This window comes from Streptomyces smyrnaeus (assembly GCF_017676345.1).
Lineage (GTDB): Bacteria > Actinomycetota > Actinomycetes > Streptomycetales > Streptomycetaceae > Streptomyces > Streptomyces smyrnaeus.
Map to the genome: position 1 here is coordinate 17750 of NZ_JAFFZM010000036.1, position 22361 is coordinate 40110.

Here is a 22361-nt window from a genome sequence, read left to right on the forward strand (position 1 = left end):
GAGGCTGCCACTCTCGGTGCGACGGACGGCGGTCGGGGCCTGCTGGGCGCGCACCGGCCCGCCGACGCCGCGACACAGGGGAGGGGCGGACGGTGGCCGTATCGCAGGGCGTGCTCGGCGAGTTGCTGGCGGAGCTGCGGGCCGAGAGCGCGGAGGTGGAGCGGCTGGTCGTCGATCTGCCGCCGGCCGCCTGGGCCGCGCCCACACCCGCGGCCGGATGGACCGTCGCACACCAGATCGCCCACCTGGCGTGGACCGACGAGCGGGCGCTGCTCGCCGCGACCGACGCGGAGGCCTTCCGCCGCGAGACCGAGGCGTACGCGGCCCGGCCCGAAGCGGCCGACTTCGTCGACGACGGCGCCGAGGCGGGCGCCCGGCTGCCGCACGGCGAGTCGCTGGAGCGCTGGCGGGCGGGGCGCGAGGCGCTGCAGGGAGCGCTGGCCGGGCTGGCCCCTGGTGTGCGGCTGCCCTGGTACGGCACGTCGATGAGCGCGGCGAGCATGGCGACGGCGCGGCTCATGGAGACCTGGGTGCACGGGACGGATGTCGCCGACGCCCTCGGCCTCGTACGGGAGCCGACCGCTCGGCTGCGGCACATAGTCCGCCTCGGCGTCCGTGCCCGTGACTTCGCGTACCTGGTGCACGGACTGGAGCCGCCCGCCGAAGCCTTCCGGGTGGAGACGACGGGCCCCGGCGGCGAACTGTGGACCCACGGCCCCGAGGAGGCGGCCCAGCGGGTGACCGGGGGCGCTGTCGACTTCTGCCGGCTGGTCACCCAGCGGGTGCACCGGGACGACACCGACCTGCGCGCCGAGGGGGCCGAGGCCGAGCGCTGGCTGAGCATCGCGCAGGCCTTCGCGGGCCCGCCCGGGAAGGGGCGGGCGCCGTCCCGCGGCCGTCAACCAGAGGTGTCCTCGGGCCGGATGCTGCGCGAGGGGGAGGCGTGAGCGTGCCCGGCCCCGCCACGGGCCGCCCCCGCGAACCCCTGCGGGTCGGGAACGCCTCCGGCTTCTACGGCGACCGCTTCGACGCGCTCACCGAGATGCTGACCGGCGGCCCGCTGGACGTCCTCACCGGCGACTACCTCGCCGAACTGACCATGCTCATCCTCGGCCGCGACCGGCTGAAGGACCCCGGGCGTGGCTGGGCCAAGACCTTTCTGCGGCAGCTGGAGGACGGCCTCGGGCTGGCACGGGAGCGCGGCGTCACCCTCGTCACCAACGCGGGCGGCCTCAACCCGGCCGCTCTCGCCGACGCCGTGCGGGAGTTGAGCGAGCGCGTCGGAGTCCCCGCGCGGGTCGCCCACGTGGAGGGCGACGACCTGCTCGGACGCGGGGGCTGGGGCGAGGGCGTGCTGACCGCCAACGCGTATCTGGGCGGCGCCGGGATCGCCGCCTGCCTGCGCGCCGGCGCCGATGTCGTGGTCACCGGGCGGGTGGCCGACGCGGCGCTGGTCAGCGGCTGCGCCGCCGCGCACTTCGGCTGGACCGACGACGACCGGGACCGGCTCGCCGGTGCCGTCGTCGCCGGGCACGTACTGGAGTGCGGGACGCAGGCGACGGGCGGCAACTACGCCTTCTTCGTCCGCGACGGCATCGATGTGCGCCACCCCGGGTTCCCCCTCGCCGAGATCGCGGCGGACGGCTCGTCGGTGGTGACCAAGCACCCGGGGACCGGCGGCGCGGTGACCGTGGGCACCGTCACGGCGCAGCTCCTCTACGAGACCGCCGGGCCGCGCTACCCGGGCCCCGATGTCACCGCCCGCCTGGACACCGTGCGGCTCGCACAGGAGGGCCCCGACCGGGTCCGGATCGAGGGGGCCCGCGGAGAGCCCCGCCCCGGCACCCTCAAGGTGGGGCTCACCCGGCTCGGCGGCTTCCGCAACGCGGTCACCTTCGTGCTGACCGGCCTCGATGTGGAGGCCAAGGCGGCCCTTGTACGGGAGCAGATGGAGGCCGCCTTCGCACGGGCCGGGACACGGCGCCCGCGAGAGGTGAGCTGGAATCTGGTCCGCACCGGCCGGCCGGACGCCGATGTGCAGGAGGAAGCCGGCGCGCTGCTGCGGCTGGTGGTGCGCGACGCGGACGAGAACGTCGTCGGCCGCGCCGTCTCCGCGCCCGCCGTCGAACTGGCCCTCGCGAGCTACCCGGGATTCCATGTGACGGCGCCACCCGCACGACCGGCGCCCTACGGGGTGTTCGAGGCGGCGTACGTACCCGCCGAGGGGGTGCCGCATGTCGCGGTGCTGCCGGACGGCACCCGGGCCGATGTCTCCTTCGCGGCCTGTGCGCCCACCACGGCCCCGGTGGACAGCACACCGGCCCCGCTGGCCAGCACACCGCGGGCCGGGCCGGGGTCCGGTCCCGGCCCGCACCTCGTCCCGTCGCCCACCCGGCGCGCCCCGCTCGGTCTCGTCGCCGGGGCCCGCAGCGGGGACAAGGGCGCAAGCGCCAACATCGGCGTATGGGCCCGCGACGCGGACCCGGAGATCCACGACTGGCTCCGCGCCACCCTCACCGTCGCCAGGCTGCGCCAACTCCTCCCCGAGACCGCCGGGCTGGAGATCACCCGGCACGAACTCCCCAACCTCGCGGCCCTCAACTTCATCGTCGACGGCATCCTCGGCGAAGGCGTGGCGTCGCAGCACCGGTTCGACCCGCAGGCCAAGGCGCTCGGCGAATGGCTGCGCTCGCGCCACCTCGACATACCGGAGGTGTTCCTCCCATGAGCGCCCTCAACAGCTCCCTCGATGTGGCGGCCCCCGAGTACGCGGACAACCGCGCCGCGATGCTCGGCAAGCTCGAAGAGCTGGACGCCGAGCAGGCCAAGGCCCTCGCGGGCGGCGGCGAGAAGTATCTGGCGCGGCACCGCTCACGCGGCAAGCTGCCGGCCCGGGAGCGGATCGAACTGCTCCTCGATCCGGACACCCCGTTCCTGGAGCTGTCCCCGCTCGCCGCGTGGGGCAGCGACTACACCACCGGGGCCTCGCTGGTGGCCGGTATCGGTGTCATCGAGGGCGTCGAGTGCCTGATCACCGCGAACGACCCCACCGTACGCGGCGGCGCCAGCAACCCGTGGACGCTGAAGAAGGCACTGCGGGCCAACGAGATCGCCTACGCCAACCGGCTGCCCTGTGTGAGCCTGGTGGAGAGCGGCGGCGCCGATCTGCCCAGCCAGAAGGAGATCTTCATTCCCGGAGGCGCTCTCTTCCGGGACATCACCAGGCTCTCGGAAGCGGGCATCCCGACCATCGCCGTCGTCTTCGGCAACTCGACGGCCGGCGGTGCCTACATCCCCGGGATGTCGGACCACGTGATCATGGTCAAGGAGCGCGCCAAGGTGTTCCTCGGCGGGCCGCCGCTGGTGAAGATGGCCACCGGCGAGGAGGCCGGCGACGAGGAGCTGGGCGGCGCCGACATGCATGCCCGCGTCTCGGGGCTCGCCGACCACTACGCGCTGGACGAACCCGACGCGCTGCGCCGGGCCCGCCGGGTGGTCGCCCGCCTCAACTGGCGCAAGGCGCACCCGGACCCGACCTGCGAGGTACGGGAGCCGCTGTACGACCCGGAGGAACTTCTCGGCATCGTCCCCGACGATCTGAAGGTGCCGTTCGATCCGCGCGAGGTGATCGCCCGGATCGTCGACGGCTCCGAGTTCGACGAGTTCAAGCCGCTGTACGGAGCCAGCCTGGTGACCGGGTGGGCGCGACTGCACGGCTACCCCGTCGGCATCCTCGCCAATGCGCAAGGCGTGTTGTTCAGCGAGGAGTCGCAGAAGGCCACCCAGTTCATCCAGCTCGCCAACCAGCGCGACATCCCGCTGCTGTTCCTGCACAACACCACCGGTTACATGGTCGGCAAGGAGTACGAGCAGGGCGGCATCGTCAAGCACGGCTCCATGATGATCAACGCCGTCTCCAACTCGAAGGTCCCGCACCTGTCCGTGCTGCTGGGCGCCAGCTACGGCGCCGGGCACTACGGGATGTGCGGCCGCGCCTACGAGCCCCGGTTCCTGTTCGCCTGGCCCAGCGCCAAGTCGGCCGTCATGGGACCGCAGCAGCTCGCCGGGGTGCTGTCGATGGTGATGCGCGAGTCGGCCGCCGCCAAGGGCAAGCCGTTCGACGAGGAGGCGGACGCCGGGCTGCGGGCCATGGTCGAGCAGCAGATCGAGAGCGAGTCGCTGCCGATGTTCCTGTCCGGGCGGCTCTACGACGACGGCGTCATCGACCCGCGCGACACCCGCACCGTCCTCGGCATCTGCCTGTCCGCCGTCCACACCGCGCCGGTACGCGGGGCCCGCGGTGGCTTCGGCATCTTCCGGATGTGAGCCGCGAACAGCGGGAGAGGGAGCAGCGAATGATCCGTTCCGTACTGGTCGCCAACCGCGGTGAGATCGCCCGGCGCGTCTTTCGCACCTGCCGGGAACTGGGCATCAGCACCGTCGCCGTGCACTCCGAGGCGGACGCCGGGCAGCCGCACGCCCACGAGGCCGACGCCGCCGTGCTGCTGCCGGGCAGCACACCCGCCGACACCTATCTGCGCGGGGACCTCGTGGTGCGGGCCGCGCTGGCGGCGGGTGCCGACGCCGTCCACCCCGGTTACGGCTTCCTCTCCGAGAACGCCGGCTTCGCCCGCGCCGTCCAGGCCGCGGGGCTGACCTGGATCGGGCCGCCGCCGGCCGCGATCGAGGCGATGGCCTCCAAGACCGCCGCCAAGAAGCTGCTGGCCGGGGCCGGGGTGCCGCTGCCCGAGTCGCTGGAGCCGCACCGGGTACGGGAGGCGGACCTGCCCGTGCTGGTCAAGGCGGCGGCCGGCGGCGGCGGACGCGGCATGCGCATCGTGCGCGACGTGGCGGCGCTGGACGGTGAACTCGCCGCCGCGCGGGCCGAGGCGACAGCCGCCTTCGGCGACGGGGAGGTGTTCGTCGAGCCGTACATCGAACGGGGACGACACGTCGAGGTGCAGGTGCTCGCGGACACCCGGGGCGCGGTCTGGGCGCTCGGCACCCGGGACTGCTCGCTGCAGCGGCGGCACCAGAAGGTCGTCGAGGAGGCACCGGCGCCGGGGCTGGACGCTCAGCTGCGGGACACGCTGGAGCGGGCCGCCGTGGCGGCGGCCCGCGCCGTGGACTACGTGGGCGCGGGCACCGTCGAGTTCCTCGTCTCGGCCGAGGGCCGGCCCTTCTTCCTGGAGATGAACACCCGCCTGCAGGTCGAGCACCCGGTCACCGAACTCGTCCACGGCCTGGACCTGGTCGCGCACCAGATCGCCGTCGCCGAAGGCGCCCCGCTGCCGTCCGAGGCACCACCCGCCGCCCAGGGCCACGCCGTGGAGGCCCGCCTCTACGCGGAGGACCCCGCCCGCGACTGGCAGCCGCAGACCGGTCGGCTGTGGCGGTTCCAGGTGCCGGGGGAGGTACGCGTGGACGCCGGTGTCACGGACGGCTGCGAGATCGGGATGCACTACGACCCGATGCTCGCCAAGGTCGTCGCCTGGGCGCCGACCCGTGCGGGTGCGATCCGGAAGCTGGCCCGCGCACTGGAGACCGCCACCGTGCACGGGCCGGTCACCAACCGGGACCTGCTGGTGCGCTCGCTGCGCCATCGCGACTTCTGCGACCTCGACGCGGGGCGCCTGGACACCGGGTTCTACGAACGGAACCTGGCGGAGCTGACCGCCCCCGAGGCCGCCCCCGACCGGGAGTCCGAGGGCGCTCGGTACGCGCTGGTGGCCGCCGCGCTGGCCGAGGCGGTGCGCGACGAGCCGGGTCAGGGGCGGCCCTCTCGGCCACGGGTCGCGGCCCGGTCGGGCGGCTGGCGCAATGTGCCCTCGGCGCCCGCGAGCCGGCGGTACGTGGCCGGGGACGGCACCGAGCACGAGGTGCGGTACGTCTGGACGCGGGGCGGCGTCGCCCCCGAGCCCGCCGCGTACCCGGGGCTGCGGGCCGTCGACGTGCGGCCCGACGCGGTGGTCCTGGAGGTGGCGGGGGTCCGGCGGCGGTTCCCGGTCGCCGTCTACGGCGACCGCGTCTTCGTCGGCCGGCACGCCTTCACGGCCCAGCCGCGCCTCGCCGAGCCCGAGGCCGCCGCCGCGCCGGGATCGCTGCTCGCCCCGATGCCGGGCACGGTGGTACGGCTGGGCCGGGGCGTCGCGGAGGGGGCCGAAGTCGTCGCGGGCCAGCCGCTGTTGTGGCTGGAGGCGATGAAGATGGAGCACCGCGTGGTGGCCCCCACCGACGGGAGGGTCACCGCCTTGCACGTCGCCGCCGGACACCAGGTGGAGGTGGGTGCGGTCCTGGCGGTGGTCACCGCCTGAACGCTCCGGGGGTGGCCCCGGCGCACAGCGTGAGCAGGGGCCTGAGGCCCGAGAAGTCGGAAGGGGACATCCATGACCGCGCTCATCGAGACCGACGAACAGACGGCGCTGCGCACCTCGGTCGCGGCACTGGGCAAACGCTACGGACGCGACTACTTCGCACAGGTCGTCGCGGACGGCACCCACACGGACGCCCTGTGGGAGGAGGCCGCGAAGCTCGGCTACCTCGGGGTCAACCTCCCGGAGGCCTACGGCGGTGGAGGCTCCGGCATCGCCGAGCTGTCCATCGTGCTGGAGGAACTCGGCGCAGCCGGCTGCCCCCTCCTGATGCTGGTGGTCTCACCGGCGATCTGCGGCACGGTGATAGCCCGCTTCGGTACGCAGGAGCAGAAGCGGACCTGGCTCCCCGGGCTGGCGGACGGCACCCGCAAGATGGCGTTCGGCATCACGGAGCCCGACGCCGGGTCCAACTCGCACCGCATCACGACGACGGCGCGTCGGGACCCGGCCACCGGCGAGTGGCTGCTGACCGGCCGGAAGGTCTTCATCTCGGGGGTCGACATCGCGGATGCGACCTTGATCGTGGGCCGTACCCAGGACGCCCGTACGGGAAAGCTGAAGCCCTGCCTGTTCATCGTCCCCCGCGACGCCCCCGGGTTCTCGCGCAACCCGATCGACATGGAGATCGACGCTCCGGAGAAGCAGTTCGAGCTGGTGCTGGACGAGGTGCGGCTGCCCGCCGACGCCCTCGTCGGGGAGGAGGACGCGGGGCTCCTGCAGCTGTTCGCCGGGCTGAATCCGGAGCGCATCATGACGGCGGCGTTCGCGCTCGGGATGGCGCGCTACGCGATCGGGCGGGCGCTGGAGTACGCGCGTACCCGGCAGGTGTGGAAGGAGGCGATCGGCGCCCACCAGGCGATCGCGCACCCGCTGGCCCAGGCGCACATCGAGGTGGAGTGCGCGCGGCTGATGACGCAGAAGGCGGCGCGGCTCTACGACGCGGGGGACGACGTCGGCGCGGGCGAGGCGGCGAACATGGCCAAGTACGCGGCGGGGGAGGCGTGCGTGCGTGCGGTGGACCAGTCGGTGCACACGCTGGGCGGCAACGGCCTCACCCGGGAGTACGGGCTGGCGGCGCTGATCACCGCCTCCCGGGTGGCGCGGATCGCCCCGGTGAGCCGGGAGATGATCCTCAACTACGTCTCCCACCAGACCCTCGGCCTCCCGAAGTCCTACTGATGGGCGGGGCGAAGAGGCTGCTGTCCACCGCGACCGGGGCGGGCGTGCGCACCCTCACCCTCGACTCCCCGCACAACCGCAACGCGCTCTCCGCCGACCTGGTGGGCCGGATGTACGCGGAGCTGGAACGCGCCCGTGCGGACAGCGACGTGCGGGCGGTGCTGCTCACCCACACCGGCAACACCTTCTGCGCGGGTGCGGATCTGAGCGAGGCGAGCGCGCACGACGCGCCGAGCGACGGGCCCCGGGAGCTGGCGCGGCTGCTGCGTACGCTCGTCGCCTTCCCCAAGCCGGTCGTCGCGCGGGTCACCGGGCACGTCCGCGCGGGCGGCACCGGGCTGCTGGCGGCCTGCGACATCTCCGTCGCGGGCCCGGAGGCGACCTTCGCCTTCACGGAGGCGCGGATCGGGGTGGCTCCGGCGGTCGTCTCGATGCCGGTGCTGCCCCGGACGGACCCCCGGGCGATGGCCCGGTACTACCTGACGGGCGAGCGGTTCGGTGCTCAGGAGGCGGCCCGGATCGGGCTGGTGACGCTGGCCGCCGACGATCCGGACGAGGTGCTGGCGCCGGTGCTCGACGGGCTGCGACGCGGCTCCCCGCAAGGGCTGGCGGAGTCGAAGCGGCTGGTCACCCGGGAGGTGCTGGCCGCGTTCGACCGGGACACCGGTACGCTCGCTGAACTGTCGGCGCGGCTGTTCGCGTCGGACGAGGCCCGCGAGGGCATGACGGCCTTCCTCGAACGACGGGAGCCCGAATGGACAGTGCGGCAGGCGCCCGTGCGGTGAACACGCGGGCGGGCGGCGACCGGCAGCCGGACAGCACCCGCGGCGGCCTGGCGGGCGCGCTCGGCGGTTCCGCGAACACACGTGGCGGTTCCGCGGGCGCGCGCGGTGCGGCAGGCACTCGTGGTGCCGCGCCCAAGCAGGACCGCAGCCGGGCCACCCGGCAGCGCCTGCTGGAGTCCGCCGTGACCTGCCTGGCGGAGCACGGCTGGTCGGGCAGCACGGTCACGGTGGTCGCCGAGCACGCGGGAGTCTCGCGGGGCGCGGCGCAGCACCACTTCCCCACCCGTGAGGACCTGTTCACGGCGGCGGTCGAGTACGTGGCGGAGGAGCGGTCCCGGGCCCTGCGCGAGCTGCCGGCCCCCGCCGGGACGCGTGCCGCCGTCGAGACGCTGGTCGGGCTCTACACCGGTCCGCTGTTCCGCGCCGCGCTGCAGCTGTGGGTCGCCGCGTCCAACGAGCCGCAGTTGGGCCCGCGGGTGACCGGGCTGGAGGCCCGTATCGGGCGGGAGACGCACCGGATGGCGGTGGAGCTGCTGGGCGTCGACGAGCGCCGGCCCGGCGTCCGGGAGACCGTGCAGGGGCTGCTGGACATGGCGCGCGGGCTCGGTCTCGCCAATCTGCTGACCGACGACAGCGCGCGGCGCGAGCGGGTCGTCGCGCAGTGGGCGCGGCTGCTGGAGAGCACGCTGCACGACTGACGGCACGCTGACGGGGACGGTGCGCTCTTTCACCCCGCCGGTTCACATTCATCGATATGGATGGCGAACCGGCGGGGTGCTGCTGTGTGTTCGGCGGTGTGCGCAGTCTTGACGCTCCTATAGGCCACTTCTAGGGTGACGCTCGTTCAGCAACCTGGCACATGTTCATGCACGTGAATCAATGGAGCGAACCGAACCAGGGGAGCCGCCATGTCCGGACTGGACTGGGGAGTTGTCGGCGCGTACTTCTTCGTGATGCTGGCGATCGGCCTGTACGCCACCCGCCGGGTCGACAACGTCGCCGACTTCTTCACCGCGCGCGGACGTATCCCCTGGTGGCTGTCGGGAATCTCGCACCATATGTCCGGCTACAGCGCCATCATGTTCGTCACCTTCGCCGCCGTCGCCTACGACTACGGCGTCACCGTGTACTTCTGGTGGCCGCTGACCATCGGGATCGGCGTCGGGATCGGCGCCTTCCTGTTCGCACCGCGCTGGAACCGGCTGCGCGCCAAGCACGGCGTCAACTCCCCGCTGGAATATCTGGCCGTGCGCTACAACCTGCCCACCCAGCAGGTCCTCGCCTACAGCGGTGCCGCCCTCAAGGTCGTCGACATCGCGGCCAAGTGGGTGGCCATCGCCGTACTGCTGCAGGGCTTCGCCGACATACCGCTGGCCTGGGGCATCACGCTCACCGGCGTCTGCACCATGATCTACATGGCCTTCGGCGGCCTGTGGGCCGACGTCCTCACCGACTTCGGCCAGTTCGTCATCCAGTTCGCCGCCGGCATCGCCATGCTGGTGGCCGTCATGGCGCACCTGAGCGGCTTCTCCACGCTGTGGACCATGTGGGACGACCTGCCCGCCGGGCACGGCGACCCGGTCGCCGGCCCGGTCACCACCACCCTGATCCTCGCGTTCCTCCTCGTCAAAACCTTCGAGTACAACGGCGGCATGTGGAACCTCGCCCAGCGCTACATGGCCGCACCCTCCGGCTCCCGGGCGAAGAAGTCCGCGCTGCTGTCCAGCGCGCTGTGGCTGATATGGCCGCTGATCCTCTTCATACCGATGATCGCGGCCCCGCTGATCGTGCCGGGCATCGAGAACGGTGAGGAGTCCTACATCAAGCTCGCCCAGGAACTGCTGCCCACCGGCATGATCGGACTGCTGCTGGCCGGGTTCTTCTCCCACACCATGGCCATGGTCGCCTCGGACTCCAACGTCATCACCGCCGTCATCACCCGGGACCTGGCCCCGGTGCTCGTACGCCGGGTGCGCACCTTCAGCGAGCGCGGCCAACTGCTCTTCGCCCGCATCACGACCGTCGCGTTCGTCACCTTCAGCATGGGCTTCGCACTCTTCTCCGACCCCGACGGCTTCATCATGACCGTGGTCGTCAGTATCGTCGCCGCCACCATGGGGCCCATCTCCATCCCGCTGATGCTCGGCCTGCTGCCCTGGTTCAAGCGCCACGGCTCCCTCGCCGCCATCAGCTCCTGGGCCGGCGGCATCGCGGTGTGGGCCGTCCTCTACTGGGGCGTCGACGACGCCTCCCAGCCCATGACGGTGGGCCTCCCCCTGTTGACCTCGCTCGCCCTCTATCTGGCCGTCGGCTTCCTGCGACCCGTCGAGACCACGGCGGGCAACGCGATCGTCGACTCTCTCGCCGAGGACCCGCCCACGCAGGTCCAGCCGACGACACCGGACGCCCCCACGCTCCCCCCGCTGGAGATCCGCTAGCAATCCGTGTCCCCCCCGGCCGGGGCGCCCGCCGCAGCGGGCGCCCCTCTTCCCCGTACGGCCCTGCGGCGGTGTCAGCTCCTCACCGGAAGGAGCCGGCCGTCAGACGGGTGGCGACGTTCACCCGATTCCAGGCGTTCACCGAGGCGATGGCCATCACCAGGGCGGCGAGAGCGTCCGGGGCGAAGTGGCGGGCGGCGGCGTCCCAGACGTCGTCGGGTACGCCCTCGGGGCTGTCCGCGATCCGGGTGACCGCCTCGGCGAGCGCCAGCGCGGCGCGTTCCCGCTCGGTGAAGAACGGAGTGTCCCGCCAGGCGGCGACCGACCACAGCCGCTCGTTCGTCTCTCCCGCGTCACCGGCCCGGTGCGAGTGCAGATCGACGCACACCGAGCAGCCGTTGATCTGGCTGACCCGCAATCTGACCAGTTCCAGGACGTCGTCGGGGGCCGGGCTGTCATGGAGGAACTCCTCCATCGCGGACAGGGCCTCATAGCCACGTCGGGCGACCTTGTACACGTTCGCCATACGAGGTTGCATCTCGCATCCTTCCCTTTCTGAACAGAGGATATCCAGGTTCACTCGCCGCGAAGACCGTGCTCACGGTGTCCGCGGTTCAACGGGCGGGGGTGTCCAGTTGGTTGCGCGCCACCCGTGGTGCGTCGGGGTGCCTGCTCTCGACCGAGTCCTTGATGTCGGCGAGCGTCTGGGTGGCAAGCTCACGCCGCCACGCCAGCTCCGCCCGGCGCATCGCCTGCGAGACCAGGCAGTGCTTGCGGTAGTCGACGTCCGAGCGCCCGCCGGGGCCGTCGCGCATGATCTGCTGACATCGGAAGGCGTCCTGCTCGCCCTCGATCGCGACCACGACGTCAAGGAGCGTGATCTGCTCCGGGCTCCGGGCCAGCCGGAAGCCGCCGCGCGGTCCGGAGGTCGAGGTGACGATCCCCGCCCGCGCCAGCGCCTGCAGTTGCCGGTTCAAATACGCGGGCGGCAGGTCGTAGAACGCCGCCAACTTCCGCGCCGGAACGGCCTGCTGCTCCGCCCAGGCGAGGTTGAGGCAGCTGTGCAGCGCCCATTCGACACCCTCGCTCATCTGCATACTGAATATTAAGCATCCAGGATCTCCAGTTTCAACAGCGGCGACCGGAAGTTCTCCCGGCCGCCGCCGCCTCCTCCTCCGGGCCCTCGCGCCGGGCCCCTACTCGCTCGATGTGATCCGCGCGAGAGCCACTCCGGCGATGATGAGGGACAGTGCGGCGATCCGGCCGACGCTCACCGGATCCTTGTGGACCACGACTCCGAGGCTGATCGCGCCGACCGCGCCGATTCCGGTGAAGACCGCGTACGCCGTGCCCACCGGCAGGCCCTTCATCGCCAGCGACAGCAGGTAGACCGCCCCGGCGGCGAGGAGGACGCAGATCGCGGTGGGCAGCGGCCGGGTGAAGCCCGCCGTGGGCTTGATGCTCTGCGACCAGGCCACCTCCACGGCGCCGGCGGCCAGCAGCAACAGCCAGCTCACAGCGTGCCCCCCAGTGTCCGGGCGGCGGCGCGGGCGGCGGCGCGGGATGCGTCGTGCTGGTCGCGGCGGGCCGCCAGTGCGGGGTCGACCAGGGAGTTGACCAGTTCGGTGCCGACGAAGGTGACGTCGTCGACGGCATAGTGCCCCCGGAAGAAGTCGCGCAGATACCGCTCCTGGTGGTCGTAGGCGTGCCGTGGTGTGTCGGGCCCGTATGCGCCGCCCCGGGCGGAAGCGACGACGAAGCGCCGAGGTGCCAAGGACATCTTCGGGAACGTCACCTGGTCGATCCACGCCTTGAGTGATGCGGGTATCGAGAAGTTGTACATCGGTGCGGCCATCAGCACCACGTCCGCGGCCAGCAGTTCGGCCAGCAGCGGCTCGACGACGGCCCACGCCTCGACCTGGGCCGGTGTGCGGGCCGCCTCCCGATACCGGTCGGGGTCGGTGATCCGGTGCTCCAGGACGTGGTCGCACAACTCGGTCCATGCCTCGTCGATGTGCGGGACGGGGTCGAGCGCGAGGTCGCGGTGCAGGTAGGTGCCACCCGGATGTGCCGCTCGCCAGGCGTCGGCGACGGTGTCACCGAGTTCACGGCTGAACGAGCGGCGGCGGGCACTCGCGTCGAGGTGCAGCAGGGTGGAGCTCATGGAGGGGCCTCCCAGGGCGACTGAACCGGACACGGTGTCCGGTTGCACGGTCGAAGAGTAGCAACCGGACGGTGCGTCCAGTTATTCCGGAGGAGGCCCTAGGCTGGCCCCGTGACCAAGGAACGTGCCGACGCCGCTCGCAACCGGGAGAAAGTGCTCGCCGCCGCGGCGGAGCTGTTCGCCGCGAAGGACCCCCGCGCCGTCACGATGGACAGCATCGCCCGTGCCGCCGGCGTCGGCCGGGGAACGCTGTACCGGCGGTACCCGGACGTCGCCTCCATCGCAACGGCGCTGTTGGACGAACACGAGAAGGCGCTGCAGCACGAACTGCTCCAGGGCCCACCGCCGCTGGGCCCGGGGGCGCCGCCGCACGAACGGCTGGCCGCCTTCTACACGGCCATGACCGGGCTGCTCGACCAGCACGTCCACCTGGCACTCGGCGCCGAGACCGGCGCCAGGAGGTACGCCACGGGCGCCTACGGCTTCTGGCGCGCCCACGTTCTGGCCCTCGCCCGCGAGGCCGACGTCGCCGACCCGGACGCCCTGGCCGATACCCTGCTGGCTCCGCTGGCGCCCGATGTCTTCGCCTATCAGCGTGAGCGCGGAGTCTCGCCCGCCCGCCTGGCCGCCGCACTCACCGAACTCGCCCGCGTCCTGGTCCGCTAGTCAGCCGGTCGGAGAGTTCAGGCCATCCGGCGTCGCCAGGTCGGTCGCACGGTCGGCCAGGTCCGCTTCGATGTTGGTGGCCATGACGGACAGGATCCGGACCGTTTCCGCGTACTGCTGCGAGGTCAGCCCGCATAGTACGCCGCGCCGCAGATCGTGCACCCGAGAGGCGACGGCGGCATGTTCGGCCCGGCCTTTCGCCGTCAGGGCCAGAAGACCCGTCTCCGGGCCCTGGTGCACCCATCCGCGAGCGATCAGCCCTTCGGGTGCGTCGAGGAGTTCGCCGAGGTCCGCGGGCCCGGCGCCGGCCGGTGCGGCCTCCCGCCAGAAGGGTGCGAGTGCTTCGGCGGCCCGGGCGCGGCTGTGCGGCTCACGGCCCAGCAGGCTGAGCACCTGCCATTGGCGTCGTGTCACACCGGAGTCCTCCAGGGCTGTACCGAACTGCTCCTCCAGAAGGTTGTGCAGATGCTTGAGCCAGTAGCCGATCGGCTTGTCCGTCGCGTCCACGCCAGCTCCATACTCATGTAAAAATACATGTACCTGCGGGGAGTATGGAGGAGGTCGCGATGGACGGCAACTGCGCAGGTGAGCCCCGAGAGGTGGCCGCGATCGAGCGCGCGGTGGTGGCACTGCGCCGACAGCAAAGAAGCCATGCCCTCGCGCGGTTGTCGGCACGCCGCGGGAGCCGGAGCGGTCCGTACGGTGCGTTGCCCGACGCGGTTTTCCAACTGCTCGACGTGGTGGACGAGGCAGCAGAGCACGGCCGTGCCCTGACGGTCACCGAGGCGGCAGCAGCCCTCGCCGTGGACCAGCCACGCGCCAGCCGTCTCGCCTCCCAGGCCCTCGAAGCGGGGCTGCTGTACCGCGGCACGGACCCGTCCGACGGCCGTCGCTCACTCCTCGGGCTCACCGCCGACGGGCGCGAGGCGCTCGATGAGATCCGCTCCTTCCGCCAGGAAGTGATCGCCGAAGCGCTCGAAGGCTGGCCCGCAGCGGACCGGGCCGCCTTGGCCCGCCTGCTCGCCCGCTTCGTCACCGACGTCGCAGCGATCACCGACGCATAGCGCCGCGAGCGCCTCCCCGCCCGCCGGCCGTGTACCTCGGTGCCCTCGTTCCGCAGGGGGAGCGGTCTCCCCCGCGAGGGGGAAGAGCGCTCGTGCGGGCGTCCGATCCCCGGCGGGAGAGGGCCGGACAGACTTGGACCGTCGCGAGCCGCCAGGCCCGCGGACGGCGGCAGGAAGAACGCGGAGGGACGGTCATGACCACGGCAACTGCACAGTGTGGACGGCGCGAGGGCTGGGCGGGGTACGTGGCCGCGGCAGCGGCACTCGCCTACGCGGCGCCGCACTTCTGGTGGGGCGCCGGGATCGGCGCCACCTTCCCCGGCGACTTCACCGAAGCCCCGCACGGCACCTGGGAAGCCGCGATCGGCTACTGGCTGATGGGCGGAGTGGCGGTGCTCGGCGCGGTCCTCGCACTCGCCCTCGTCCAGCCGTGGGGCCGACGGCTCCCCCTGCGGGTGCTCGCCGCTGTGTCGATGATCGCCTCGGTCGGTATGACGCTGTGGGGCTTCACCTACTTCGCGATGCAGTACCTGCTCGCCGCTGGCCGCGTCGTCTCCGCACCCGCCTTCGCCGCCAAGGACGCGCATCCGCAGGCCGCCTGGGGACTCTTCTGGTACGCGCTGTTCGTGGTGTGGGGTGTCATGCTGGGAGCAGCCGCCCGGAAGTCCCTGTTCGCCGACCGGCGTACGGCCCGAGCCGCGAACCCGCCGCACGGACGAGGCGGCCCGACCGTCGTCGCCGGGACGACCTGCCGGTGAACGGGCCGGACCCGCGCCGGGCCTCCCACGTCACGGCGTCCGTCGGCGGCCCTGCTTCACCTCGCGGTCGAGTGCCCAGGCGTCGGCGACCGGCCCGAGATGGCCGAGCTTGTCGGGGTTGATCACCGAGCGGATGGTCTGGATCCGCCCGCCCAGCACCTCCAGGACCAGGATGTGGAGCACCTTGCCGTCCCGGTCGCGGAAGACCGCTCCTGGCCGCCCGTTGATCTCCTGCGGCTCGAAGGTCACCTCGACCCGGGCCATCAGCTGGAGGACGGAGGCCAGCAGCCGGGCCACGTTCTCGGCGCCGACGACGGACCTGGCCAGCTGCGGCGCCTTGCCGCCGCCGTCCCCCGCCAGCGACACGTCGGCGGCGAGCAGCTCCCGCAGACCGACGACATCGCCGTCGCGGAAGGCGTCGAAGAACCGCGTCGCCAGCTCCTGCCGCTCCTGGCGGTCGGCCTCGAACCGTGGCCGCCCGGCCCGCATGTGCTGCCGCGCCCGCACCAGCAGCTGCCGGCACGCCGCCTCCGACCGCCCCACCGCCTCGGCGACCTCGTCGAAGCCGAAGCCGAACACCTCCCGCAGCACGAACACCGACCGCTCCAGCGGGCTGAGCCGCTCCAGCAGCAGCAGCGCCGCCATCGACACCGAGTCGGCCAGCTCCGCCGCCCGCGCCGGATCCTCGTAGGGATCGGACAGCAGCGGCTCGGGGAACCACGGCCCGACGTACTCCTCCCGCCTCACCCGCGCGGAGCGCAGCACGTCGATCGAGAGCCGCGTCACGGTGGCGGACAGAAAGGACTTGGTCGACGTGGGCCGGGTCGCCGAGCCGTCGAAGCGCAGCCACGTCTCCTGCACCACGTCCTCGGCCTCACTCACGCTGCCCAGGATCCGGTAGGCGATCGAGAACAGCAGCGGCCGCAACTCCTCGAACTCCTCGACCTTGCTCACGTCGACTCCCCCGTAAGTCCTCCCGCCCGACGGCTCAGTGGAACTGCCCGACCTCGTAGTCGCCGGCCGGCTGCTGGGCGATGATGTTCAGCCGGTTCACCGTGTTCATGAAGGCCACCAGCACCACCAGGGCGGTGAGCTGTTCCTCGTCGTAGTGCTCGGCTGCCCGTGCCCACACCTCGTCGCTGACCCCGCCGGCCGCGTCCGCGACCCGGGTCCCCTCCTCCGCCAGCTCCAGCGCGGCACGCTCGGCCTCGGTGAAGACCGTGGCCTCCCGCCACGCCGAGACCAGGTGCAACCGCACCGCGCTCTCTCCTGCGGCGGCGGCCTCCTTGGTGTGCATGTCGATGCAGACGGCGCAGCCGTTGATCTGGCTCACGCGCAGCTCCACCAACTCCTGCGTGGCGGCCGGCAGCGACGATTCCTTGAGTATCTTGCCCGCCGACAGGAAGTGCTTGAAGGCCTTGCCGGCCGTCGGGTCGGCGAAGTAGTTCAGCCGCGCGTCCATCGTGTGCTCCTCCGCGCTCTCGTCAGGGTGCCTACACCCCCTGGGACGAGACAGCCCTGCACCCTGTGACACGGACACGTGTGACCCGCGTCTCCCCTACTGGGGTTGTGCGGAGCTGTTACAGGAGAAGCCTGCGGGGTCAGGCGCCCGCAGGCGCTCGGTCGGCTGTCCCGGGCCGGGGCCCCGGGCTGGTCGTCATCGGATGGGGCGGCGATCGGAGCGCCGGGACCAGCGCACGGCGATGAACGCCAGAGCGGCCACGAGGACCGCGATGCCGACGAACAGCAGGTAGCCGAGCCCTTCCGCTACGGCTCCGATGATTCCCAGGGTCACGGCGACCAGAACGAGGAGCAGGAAGAGGACCATGTCGCGGATGCTTCCTTCGGGGTGAGCGCGGGCGGTCAGCGGCGTGCGAGTTGCCGCTCGCCGCCTGCGCCGGTCTGGTAGGACATGTCGTAGTGCTGGAAGATCGTTTTCTCTGCCTCGGCGGGCAGGATGTCGTCCATGCCAACTGCGGGTGCCTTTTTGACCAGCGCTTTTTGGTAGGCGACCCTGACGTAGTCCGGGCCCAGGGTCACGTCGTCGAGGGGTACGAAGGCCAACCGGTGGCGGGTGGGCAGTCCGGTGCGGACCGTGGCCATGGCCGGTTCGTCGGTGGTGGTGTCCACATAGATCGCCTCGAGGACGCCGATCTTGTGGTCATGGGAGTCGACGACGTTGCGGTTGCGCCACTCGCGGATGTCGGCTGCGTGGATCATGATGCGCCTCCTGGGCGGTTGATCCGGGCTGGTGCGGGCCTGTCCGTGGACAGCGGCAGCCCGCCGGACCGCGCCTTCCCCGGAACGGGGATGGGCGGGGTACCCGGAGCTGCCCGCAGCATCCCGCCGATCGACGGGATACGCGGCCGAGCTCTGCCGTGCCGCCGCCCGCCAGGTGAGGCCGTCCGGTCCCTCGTGCGTGCGACGCCCCGGCGCCGCGGGCGGAGATGTCCGCGGCCTCCGTCCCCGCGGCCGCGGTGGTCGCGGGTGGCGGCGGCCCGTTGTGGCCGCCGCGGAGCCAGGGGCGCCGCAGCGGCCGGGGAGGCGACGGCTGTACTGGTGCAGCGCGATCCGGTCGGCGTGCTGCGCGTTGAGACGGTGGATCACGAACGCTCCCAGGGCGATCATCGCGAGGACGACGGCGATGGTGAGGCCGGTGTCCAAGGCCGCGTCACCTCCCGCCGGCCGTCCGGGCGTGCGCGGTCATCGCCCCACCCTCCGCCTCCCATGCGTCTGCCTGCGTGCGGCCTGGCGGGTCCGCATCGGCCGGGTCGGCGAGACGGCCGGCCGACTCGGCCGCCATCAATGCGCTGCCTGTACAGGCGATCCGCGGATCGCAGGCGGCGGCCATGAGTCGTTCGGCGGCGGCCGCGCTGGTCCCCGGCGGGATGATCAGCAGGTCCCAGCGCCCGACGTGGTAGGAGCGCAGCATGAGTTGGTGCGGGTCCTGCTCCTGGCGGAACCAACCCACCTTGACCACATGGCCGTCGACGGCCACCTTGCGGGGCACCACGGGCCAGTGCGTCGGGTTGACGGTGACGCGAGTGATGCGGCCCCATCGCGGGTCCAACAGCTCGGTCAGAGCCGCCAGTTCGCGAGTGAGATCCCGGGAGTGCGGCCACCAGGCGCCGTCGAGCAGCCCGGAGGGCGGGCCCGGAGGCTTGAGGGAGAGCCGGACCGGCGGATAGCCGTCGGCCTGGGCGACCGGTGTGGTGGTCGGGGGGTGTTCGGTGATCACCTTCATGGTGTCGACCCGTCTCCGGGCCCGGCATTGCCGGCCCGGTACTGTCGAACCGAGAGAGAGACCGGCGCGGAAGCCGGTGAAGAATGCTCTCGATATTGCCAGCGTACTCCTGTCGCAGCCTCGACCACGTCCGCCCGAGAGACCGGCGGCCCAAATGAGGTATTTGTCCGCGACTTTGAGCCAGCTGGCGCTCCATCGGTCACCCGGGCAGTTCCAGTTCGGCCCACAGCGTTTTGGTGATCGGGTCGTTCACCCGGTGTCCCCAGCGGTTAGCCAGGGCGTCCACCAGGAGCAGCCCGCGCCCTGACTCGCCGTCGTCGTCGGGCGGCCACGGCGCCCCCGGCGGCAGCGGTTTGTCCGCCCGCGCGTCGGTGACCCCGCCCTCAGCCTCCTCCCGGCCGTCGGCTCGCTCGAGGTGAGGCGCGGCCGGAACGAGGGCGTACTGCGGTACGGAACAGTCGCGCTCGTCCAGCCACTGTGTCGTGAGCAGCCGCGCGAGGTGCGCCCCGCGCCGGGTGGAACCTCGTTGCACGGCGGGCCTGGTCGGCGTCGTGGCGAGACGGTCGGTCGACCGCGGCAGGAACCTCCGCCCTTCGAGGCGGGAAGCGGAGTCACTTTTCGCAACCCAGTTGCCCTGAGGCGTGCTTCGCGGTCCGCTTGGCGAGCCTGAGAACGTCCTTCTCGTGATTGCCGTCCGGTGGCGTGAAGACAGTTACGCTCATGCCTTCATTCGCCCCCATTGCTTCCGCCCGTCCCGGACAGGGCAGGAACAGTGCCGCCGCGTGGCCGTCGGAGAAGCCACCCCCGTACAGGTCCACGCTGTGCCGGTCGGAAGACCAGTCGATGCCGGTGCGCGTGATGTACTTCGCCCAGTCCTCCCGATCCCCCGCCGTCTCCTTCACCAAGAGCCTCACAGCGACCTCGTCGTCGGCGCGCACCTCGCACAGCAACTTGGCGGACTTCTTGTCGACAAGTGTCTCGGATTTCACTGAATAAAAAGAGGCTTCCGGGACGATGCGGCGAAGCTCGGCGGTATTGCTCGTTCCGGTTACCGCGGAACAGTCCGCTTCCGTGGACTCGAAAGACCTGGGCGGGTTGCCGTTTTCGCGAGAGAGCAGGACAACTGAAAGGACGGCAACTGCGGCAAGGAGCACAGCTACCACGACAGCCAGCCACGTCACCGGCTTTGTGAGTTCACGACGAACGTCCATCATCACTCCGATGACTTTAAGGTCTTCACCTGGTCGCCACTGGTGAGTTCGGTAGCCATTGTCTGCCCCGCGACCAGCGCATCATTGAATCCGTCCTTCGATCCCGCGCGTACCCAGGTGTCCCAATGGCCCGGGCCGTAATCGTCACCGCCATAGTCGTGGTACATCTTGTTGGTGGACGTGACGTCGTCAGCTTTGGCGTGCGACCAGTAATCCGATGTCAGCTGTGCCTTCTCGGCGCCCTCGTTGTGGTCGTTGGCCATGTTCCACTCACTCGGCCCGACGAAGAGCCCTGATCCGGTCAAGCCGGAGATGAGCGCGCTGGCGACGGGATGGACGCCCCCGCGTGCCAGCAGCACGTTGGTGACGGTGGCCCCAGCGCCGTAACCCCACGTCCCGACACGGGTCTGTGCCTTCTCATAAGCGGCGTCGTGAGCAAGACCCTCACTGACCACGGCTTCCTGTCGACCAAGTGTGAGCGCCCCTGTGACATATCCCGACTGTCGGCTGACGCGCTCCACGACATCCTCCGCGCGGTCCTTGGCGTCCGTGTCGGAGCCTTCGAACCGTTCGTACCATGGCAGTTGCGCCTGCACGTCGGGGTCCAGCTGGTGTTTCAAGACCGCATCGCCATAGAGCTTCTGCCCGGCGAGCACTTCCTGGTATCCCTCGGGACTCTGTCCGAGAGATATCAAGAATCTGGCCACATTTGACTCGGCCTCTCCGCTCTTTCCGAATACCGCAGGCTCCCCGGCAACTGGGAACAATTGCTCGATCGCATTCATCTGCTGATCCTTCGGCAGGTTGGCCATCGCAGGATCCATCGGCGGCTTACCACTCTCCAAGCCGCGATAGATATCGGGCATGTACTCCCGCGCCATCCGGCCCAGACTGTCACCCATCTCCTTGTTTCCCGTGAGGAGGGACGGCTCGTCCGACACGGCCTTGACGACGTCTTCCATGATGCGTGCCTGGGCGGGAGTGTGCACCAATGAGTCCGGTTTCGCGCCGGCGACGTGGCCGGTCGCCCCGGCTTCCAGCGCTTCGCCCATCGCGTCGCGTCCCGGCGTTCCGCCGTCCGAGCCCGGGAGCGATTCCCACTCTCGGTCTTTGAACAGATAGTCGAAGTGGGACTGCCCGCCCTTGCCGTCCTTACCGGTCTGTTCTTCCGGGTGGCCGAAAAAATCCGTGGAAGCTTCGGGATTGTGTGAGAGGGCCTTCATGAAGCCGGTCATCGGGTCCACACCGGCGTCCTTGTCGCTGCCGGGCCCGAAGTGCATCCGGTCCTGCTGGGCGTAGGAGGGAAGGCGGTCCCACGGCAGTACGTCCTCGCGCGTCCTGCCGCCCGGGCCAGGGTCCTTCACGTCACCCGTGTGCTTCTTCTCGTAGGCGACCAGCGCATCGCCGTAGTCGTTGAGGAAGGCACCGTCGTACTTGCCGTGTCGCATCAGATTGCTCATGGCTTGAAAGCCGTAGATCGGCTTGTGCGAGGCCGTGCCGGAGACCGGTTGGTCGCCGACCTGGATCGCGCCCTTCTTCCACGCCGCCATGTCGCCGGACTCGGAGCGGGACGCCGTCGCCAAGGTGGTACCGAGGCCGGTTTCCAACTCGCCCAGCAGTTTCTTCCGCGCGTCCAGCAGCTTCTTGTGTTCACTGAACGTCTTCGTGCCGCTCCCGGCGCCCGCAGACTCCCACCTGTCGATCTCCATCGCCTTGGCAAAGAATGCGAGGGATTTCTTCGGCCCCATCTCGCCGACGACTCGTTCCGCGAAGACAGGATCCCTACCACTGCGCTTCAGCCAGTCGTTGAGGTGATCGAGCTGGGTATTGCTCAGCTTGCTGGGGTCCTTCGAGGTCAGCTTGAGGACAGCGTCCGCGTCCTTGACAGCCTGACGTGTCTTCTCGAAGTCGGTGACGCGGGAGGAGAGGAAATTGTACTTGTCCTTCGCCTCATGCCGTAGCGCTTCGGCAGCACCCTTGTCGGTGGTGTGGGCGGCCTTGAGAACCTTTTCGATGTCCTCGACGACAGCGTCGATCTGCTTCTGAGTGGGCTTGGGATCGGCGCCTTCTCGTGGCTCCACGACCCCGTTCGCCGTGACGTGCACACTCTTGTCGGCGCTCGCCACCGCTTCCTTCAGGGCCTCCTTGTGGGCCTTCATCTTGGTGTAGAGACCGTTCAGGATCGTGTGCACGCTCCGGGCGGTCGCCAGTACGTCCTTGAACTCGCCCGCCGTTTTGGTCACGAACTTCTTCGTCACATCAGCGTTGTTCCCGGCCCAGTCCGCCCCGTTCGCCTTTTTCGTGAGCCCCGCGGCAGTCGTGCCTTGTCCGTGCCCGTCCTCGCCAACCAGCTCGACCAGATCGTCGACCATGTCCTTCCAGTCGTTGACCGCCTTCTTCAGCGTCCCCAACCGCAGGTCGTGGAGCTGACGGTAGGTGATCACGTGAATGCCCCCCTTTGTGCTTTCCCGTACGTTG

24 protein-coding genes are annotated in these 22361 nt (G+C 70.9%); 11 read left to right on the top strand and 13 right to left on the bottom strand.

Annotation, left to right across the window (positions count from 1 at the left end; genetic code table 11):
• Positions 1-92 precede the first annotated feature (92 nt).
• The 8 genes from JW613_RS33740 to JW613_RS33775 all read left to right on the top strand — a co-directional run bounded on the left by JW613_RS33740 (position 93) and on the right by JW613_RS33775 (position 10776).
• Positions 93-947, top strand: coding sequence for a TIGR03084 family metal-binding protein (locus JW613_RS33740; RefSeq protein ID WP_209214748.1), 855 nt, complete (start codon positions 93-95; stop codon positions 945-947).
• Positions 944-2728, top strand: a complete 1785-nt coding sequence (locus tag JW613_RS33745) for an acyclic terpene utilization AtuA family protein (RefSeq protein WP_209214750.1) — start codon at positions 944-946, stop codon at positions 2726-2728. The genes JW613_RS33740 and JW613_RS33745 overlap by 4 nt, the downstream gene beginning before the upstream one ends.
• Positions 2725-4326: an acyl-CoA carboxylase subunit beta gene (locus tag JW613_RS33750; protein WP_209214752.1), complete on the top strand. Its 1602-nt coding sequence runs from the start codon at positions 2725-2727 to the stop codon at positions 4324-4326. Before JW613_RS33745 ends, JW613_RS33750 begins: the two co-directional genes overlap by 4 nt.
• Before the next feature lie 29 nt (positions 4327-4355).
• Positions 4356-6314, top strand: a complete 1959-nt coding sequence (locus tag JW613_RS33755) for an acetyl/propionyl/methylcrotonyl-CoA carboxylase subunit alpha (RefSeq protein ID WP_209214754.1) — start codon at positions 4356-4358, stop codon at positions 6312-6314.
• Between the two features lie 72 nt (positions 6315-6386).
• Positions 6387-7553 (top strand): acyl-CoA dehydrogenase family protein, encoded by a 1167-nt coding sequence (locus JW613_RS33760; RefSeq protein WP_209214756.1) that lies wholly within the window; start codon positions 6387-6389, stop codon positions 7551-7553.
• Positions 7553-8338: an enoyl-CoA hydratase family protein gene (locus JW613_RS33765; RefSeq protein WP_209214758.1), complete on the top strand. Its 786-nt coding sequence runs from the start codon at positions 7553-7555 to the stop codon at positions 8336-8338. Before JW613_RS33760 ends, JW613_RS33765 begins: the two co-directional genes overlap by 1 nt.
• A complete protein-coding gene (locus JW613_RS33770; protein ID WP_209214760.1) occupies positions 8308-9036 on the top strand; it encodes a TetR/AcrR family transcriptional regulator in 729 nt (242 codons plus the stop codon). The genes JW613_RS33765 and JW613_RS33770 overlap by 31 nt, the downstream gene beginning before the upstream one ends.
• 210 nt (positions 9037-9246) lie before the next feature.
• Positions 9247-10776: a sodium:solute symporter family protein gene (locus tag JW613_RS33775; protein ID WP_099882128.1), complete on the top strand. Its 1530-nt coding sequence runs from the start codon at positions 9247-9249 to the stop codon at positions 10774-10776.
• 82 nt (positions 10777-10858) lie between these two features.
• Here JW613_RS33775 and JW613_RS33780 read toward each other — a convergent pair whose 3' ends face one another.
• The 4 genes from JW613_RS33780 to JW613_RS33795 form a co-directional block, all read right to left on the bottom strand.
• Entirely contained in the window at positions 10859-11314 is a 456-nt protein-coding gene (locus JW613_RS33780) for a carboxymuconolactone decarboxylase family protein (protein ID WP_209214762.1), read from the bottom strand.
• 76 nt (positions 11315-11390) lie between these two features.
• On the bottom strand, positions 11391-11873 hold the full coding sequence (locus JW613_RS33785; protein ID WP_372448040.1) for an RrF2 family transcriptional regulator: 483 nt from the start codon (positions 11871-11873) through the stop codon (positions 11391-11393).
• 99 nt (positions 11874-11972) lie between these two features.
• On the bottom strand, positions 11973-12293 hold the full coding sequence (locus JW613_RS33790; RefSeq protein WP_209214766.1) for a DMT family transporter: 321 nt from the start codon (positions 12291-12293) through the stop codon (positions 11973-11975).
• Positions 12290-12940 carry an FMN-dependent NADH-azoreductase gene (locus JW613_RS33795; RefSeq protein ID WP_209214768.1) on the bottom strand — a complete coding sequence of 217 codons (651 nt, stop codon included), beginning with the start codon at positions 12938-12940 and terminating at the stop codon, positions 12290-12292. The genes JW613_RS33790 and JW613_RS33795 overlap by 4 nt, the downstream gene beginning before the upstream one ends.
• 111 nt (positions 12941-13051) lie before the next feature.
• On the opposite strand from JW613_RS33795, the gene JW613_RS33800 reads away from it, so the two are divergent.
• Positions 13052-13606 carry a TetR/AcrR family transcriptional regulator gene (locus JW613_RS33800; protein WP_209214770.1) on the top strand — a complete coding sequence of 185 codons (555 nt, stop codon included), beginning with the start codon at positions 13052-13054 and terminating at the stop codon, positions 13604-13606.
• Here JW613_RS33800 and JW613_RS33805 read toward each other — a convergent pair whose 3' ends face one another.
• Complete coding sequence (locus tag JW613_RS33805; RefSeq protein ID WP_209214772.1) at positions 13607-14113, bottom strand: MarR family winged helix-turn-helix transcriptional regulator; 507 nt, start codon at positions 14111-14113, stop codon at positions 13607-13609.
• Positions 14114-14172: 59 nt separating this feature from the next.
• Between JW613_RS33805 and JW613_RS33810 the strand changes: the two genes are divergently transcribed.
• Both JW613_RS33810 and JW613_RS33815 read left to right on the top strand, forming a co-directional pair.
• Positions 14173-14670, top strand: coding sequence for a MarR family winged helix-turn-helix transcriptional regulator (locus JW613_RS33810; protein WP_209214780.1), 498 nt, complete (start codon positions 14173-14175; stop codon positions 14668-14670).
• Positions 14671-14864: 194 nt separating this feature from the next.
• Entirely contained in the window at positions 14865-15428 is a 564-nt protein-coding gene (locus tag JW613_RS33815) for a DUF3995 domain-containing protein (protein WP_209214782.1), read from the top strand.
• Between the two features lie 30 nt (positions 15429-15458).
• Here JW613_RS33815 and JW613_RS33820 read toward each other — a convergent pair whose 3' ends face one another.
• The 8 genes from JW613_RS33820 to JW613_RS33855 all read right to left on the bottom strand — a co-directional run bounded on the left by JW613_RS33820 (position 15459) and on the right by JW613_RS33855 (position 22327).
• On the bottom strand, positions 15459-16382 hold the full coding sequence (locus tag JW613_RS33820) for an RNA polymerase sigma-70 factor (RefSeq protein ID WP_209214783.1): 924 nt from the start codon (positions 16380-16382) through the stop codon (positions 15459-15461).
• A gap of 34 nt (positions 16383-16416) precedes the next feature.
• Positions 16417-16890, bottom strand: a complete 474-nt coding sequence (locus JW613_RS33825) for a carboxymuconolactone decarboxylase family protein (RefSeq protein WP_209214785.1) — start codon at positions 16888-16890, stop codon at positions 16417-16419.
• A gap of 195 nt (positions 16891-17085) precedes the next feature.
• Positions 17086-17256, bottom strand: coding sequence for a hypothetical protein (locus JW613_RS33830; RefSeq protein ID WP_209214787.1), 171 nt, complete (start codon positions 17254-17256; stop codon positions 17086-17088).
• Between the two features lie 35 nt (positions 17257-17291).
• Positions 17292-17648, bottom strand: coding sequence for a PRC-barrel domain-containing protein (locus JW613_RS33835; RefSeq protein ID WP_209214788.1), 357 nt, complete (start codon positions 17646-17648; stop codon positions 17292-17294).
• A 451-nt stretch (positions 17649-18099) separates the two neighbouring features.
• The gene (locus JW613_RS33840) at positions 18100-18672 is read right to left on the bottom strand and encodes a DUF5994 family protein (protein ID WP_209214790.1); all 573 of its coding nucleotides are present in this window, start codon (positions 18670-18672) and stop codon (positions 18100-18102) included.
• A gap of 199 nt (positions 18673-18871) precedes the next feature.
• The gene (locus JW613_RS33845) at positions 18872-19204 is read right to left on the bottom strand and encodes an ATP-binding protein (protein ID WP_307866149.1); all 333 of its coding nucleotides are present in this window, start codon (positions 19202-19204) and stop codon (positions 18872-18874) included.
• Between the two features lie 79 nt (positions 19205-19283).
• Positions 19284-19889 (bottom strand): hypothetical protein, encoded by a 606-nt coding sequence (locus tag JW613_RS33850; protein ID WP_209214792.1) that lies wholly within the window; start codon positions 19887-19889, stop codon positions 19284-19286.
• A complete protein-coding gene (locus tag JW613_RS33855) occupies positions 19886-22327 on the bottom strand; it encodes a DUF6571 family protein (protein ID WP_209214794.1) in 2442 nt (813 codons plus the stop codon). Before JW613_RS33855 ends, JW613_RS33850 begins: the two co-directional genes overlap by 4 nt.
• Positions 22328-22361 lie beyond the last annotated feature (34 nt).

Excerpts from the sequence above, each read along its gene's own strand:
- JW613_RS33750 (WP_209214752.1), top strand. The coding sequence starts at position 2,725 with ATGAGCGCCCTCAACAGCTCCCTCGATGTGGCGGCCCCCGAGTACGCG.
- JW613_RS33755 (WP_209214754.1), top strand. The coding sequence starts at position 4,356 with ATGATCCGTTCCGTACTGGTCGCCAACCGCGGTGAGATCGCCCGGCGC.
- JW613_RS33760 (WP_209214756.1), top strand. The coding sequence starts at position 6,387 with ATGACCGCGCTCATCGAGACCGACGAACAGACGGCGCTGCGCACCTCG.
- JW613_RS33765 (WP_209214758.1), top strand. The coding sequence starts at position 7,553 with ATGGGCGGGGCGAAGAGGCTGCTGTCCACCGCGACCGGGGCGGGCGTG.
- JW613_RS33770 (WP_209214760.1), top strand. The coding sequence starts at position 8,308 with ATGGACAGTGCGGCAGGCGCCCGTGCGGTGAACACGCGGGCGGGCGGC.
- JW613_RS33775 (WP_099882128.1), top strand. The coding sequence starts at position 9,247 with ATGTCCGGACTGGACTGGGGAGTTGTCGGCGCGTACTTCTTCGTGATG.
- JW613_RS33780 (WP_209214762.1), bottom strand. The coding sequence starts at position 11,314 with ATGCAACCTCGTATGGCGAACGTGTACAAGGTCGCCCGACGTGGCTAT.
- JW613_RS33785 (WP_372448040.1), bottom strand. The coding sequence starts at position 11,873 with ATGCAGATGAGCGAGGGTGTCGAATGGGCGCTGCACAGCTGCCTCAAC.
- JW613_RS33795 (WP_209214768.1), bottom strand. The coding sequence starts at position 12,940 with ATGAGCTCCACCCTGCTGCACCTCGACGCGAGTGCCCGCCGCCGCTCG.
- JW613_RS33810 (WP_209214780.1), top strand. The coding sequence starts at position 14,173 with ATGGACGGCAACTGCGCAGGTGAGCCCCGAGAGGTGGCCGCGATCGAG.
- JW613_RS33815 (WP_209214782.1), top strand. The coding sequence starts at position 14,865 with ATGACCACGGCAACTGCACAGTGTGGACGGCGCGAGGGCTGGGCGGGG.
- JW613_RS33825 (WP_209214785.1), bottom strand. The coding sequence starts at position 16,890 with ATGGACGCGCGGCTGAACTACTTCGCCGACCCGACGGCCGGCAAGGCC.
- JW613_RS33830 (WP_209214787.1), bottom strand. The coding sequence starts at position 17,256 with ATGGTCCTCTTCCTGCTCCTCGTTCTGGTCGCCGTGACCCTGGGAATC.
- JW613_RS33835 (WP_209214788.1), bottom strand. The coding sequence starts at position 17,648 with ATGATCCACGCAGCCGACATCCGCGAGTGGCGCAACCGCAACGTCGTC.
- JW613_RS33840 (WP_209214790.1), bottom strand. The coding sequence starts at position 18,672 with ATGAAGGTGATCACCGAACACCCCCCGACCACCACACCGGTCGCCCAG.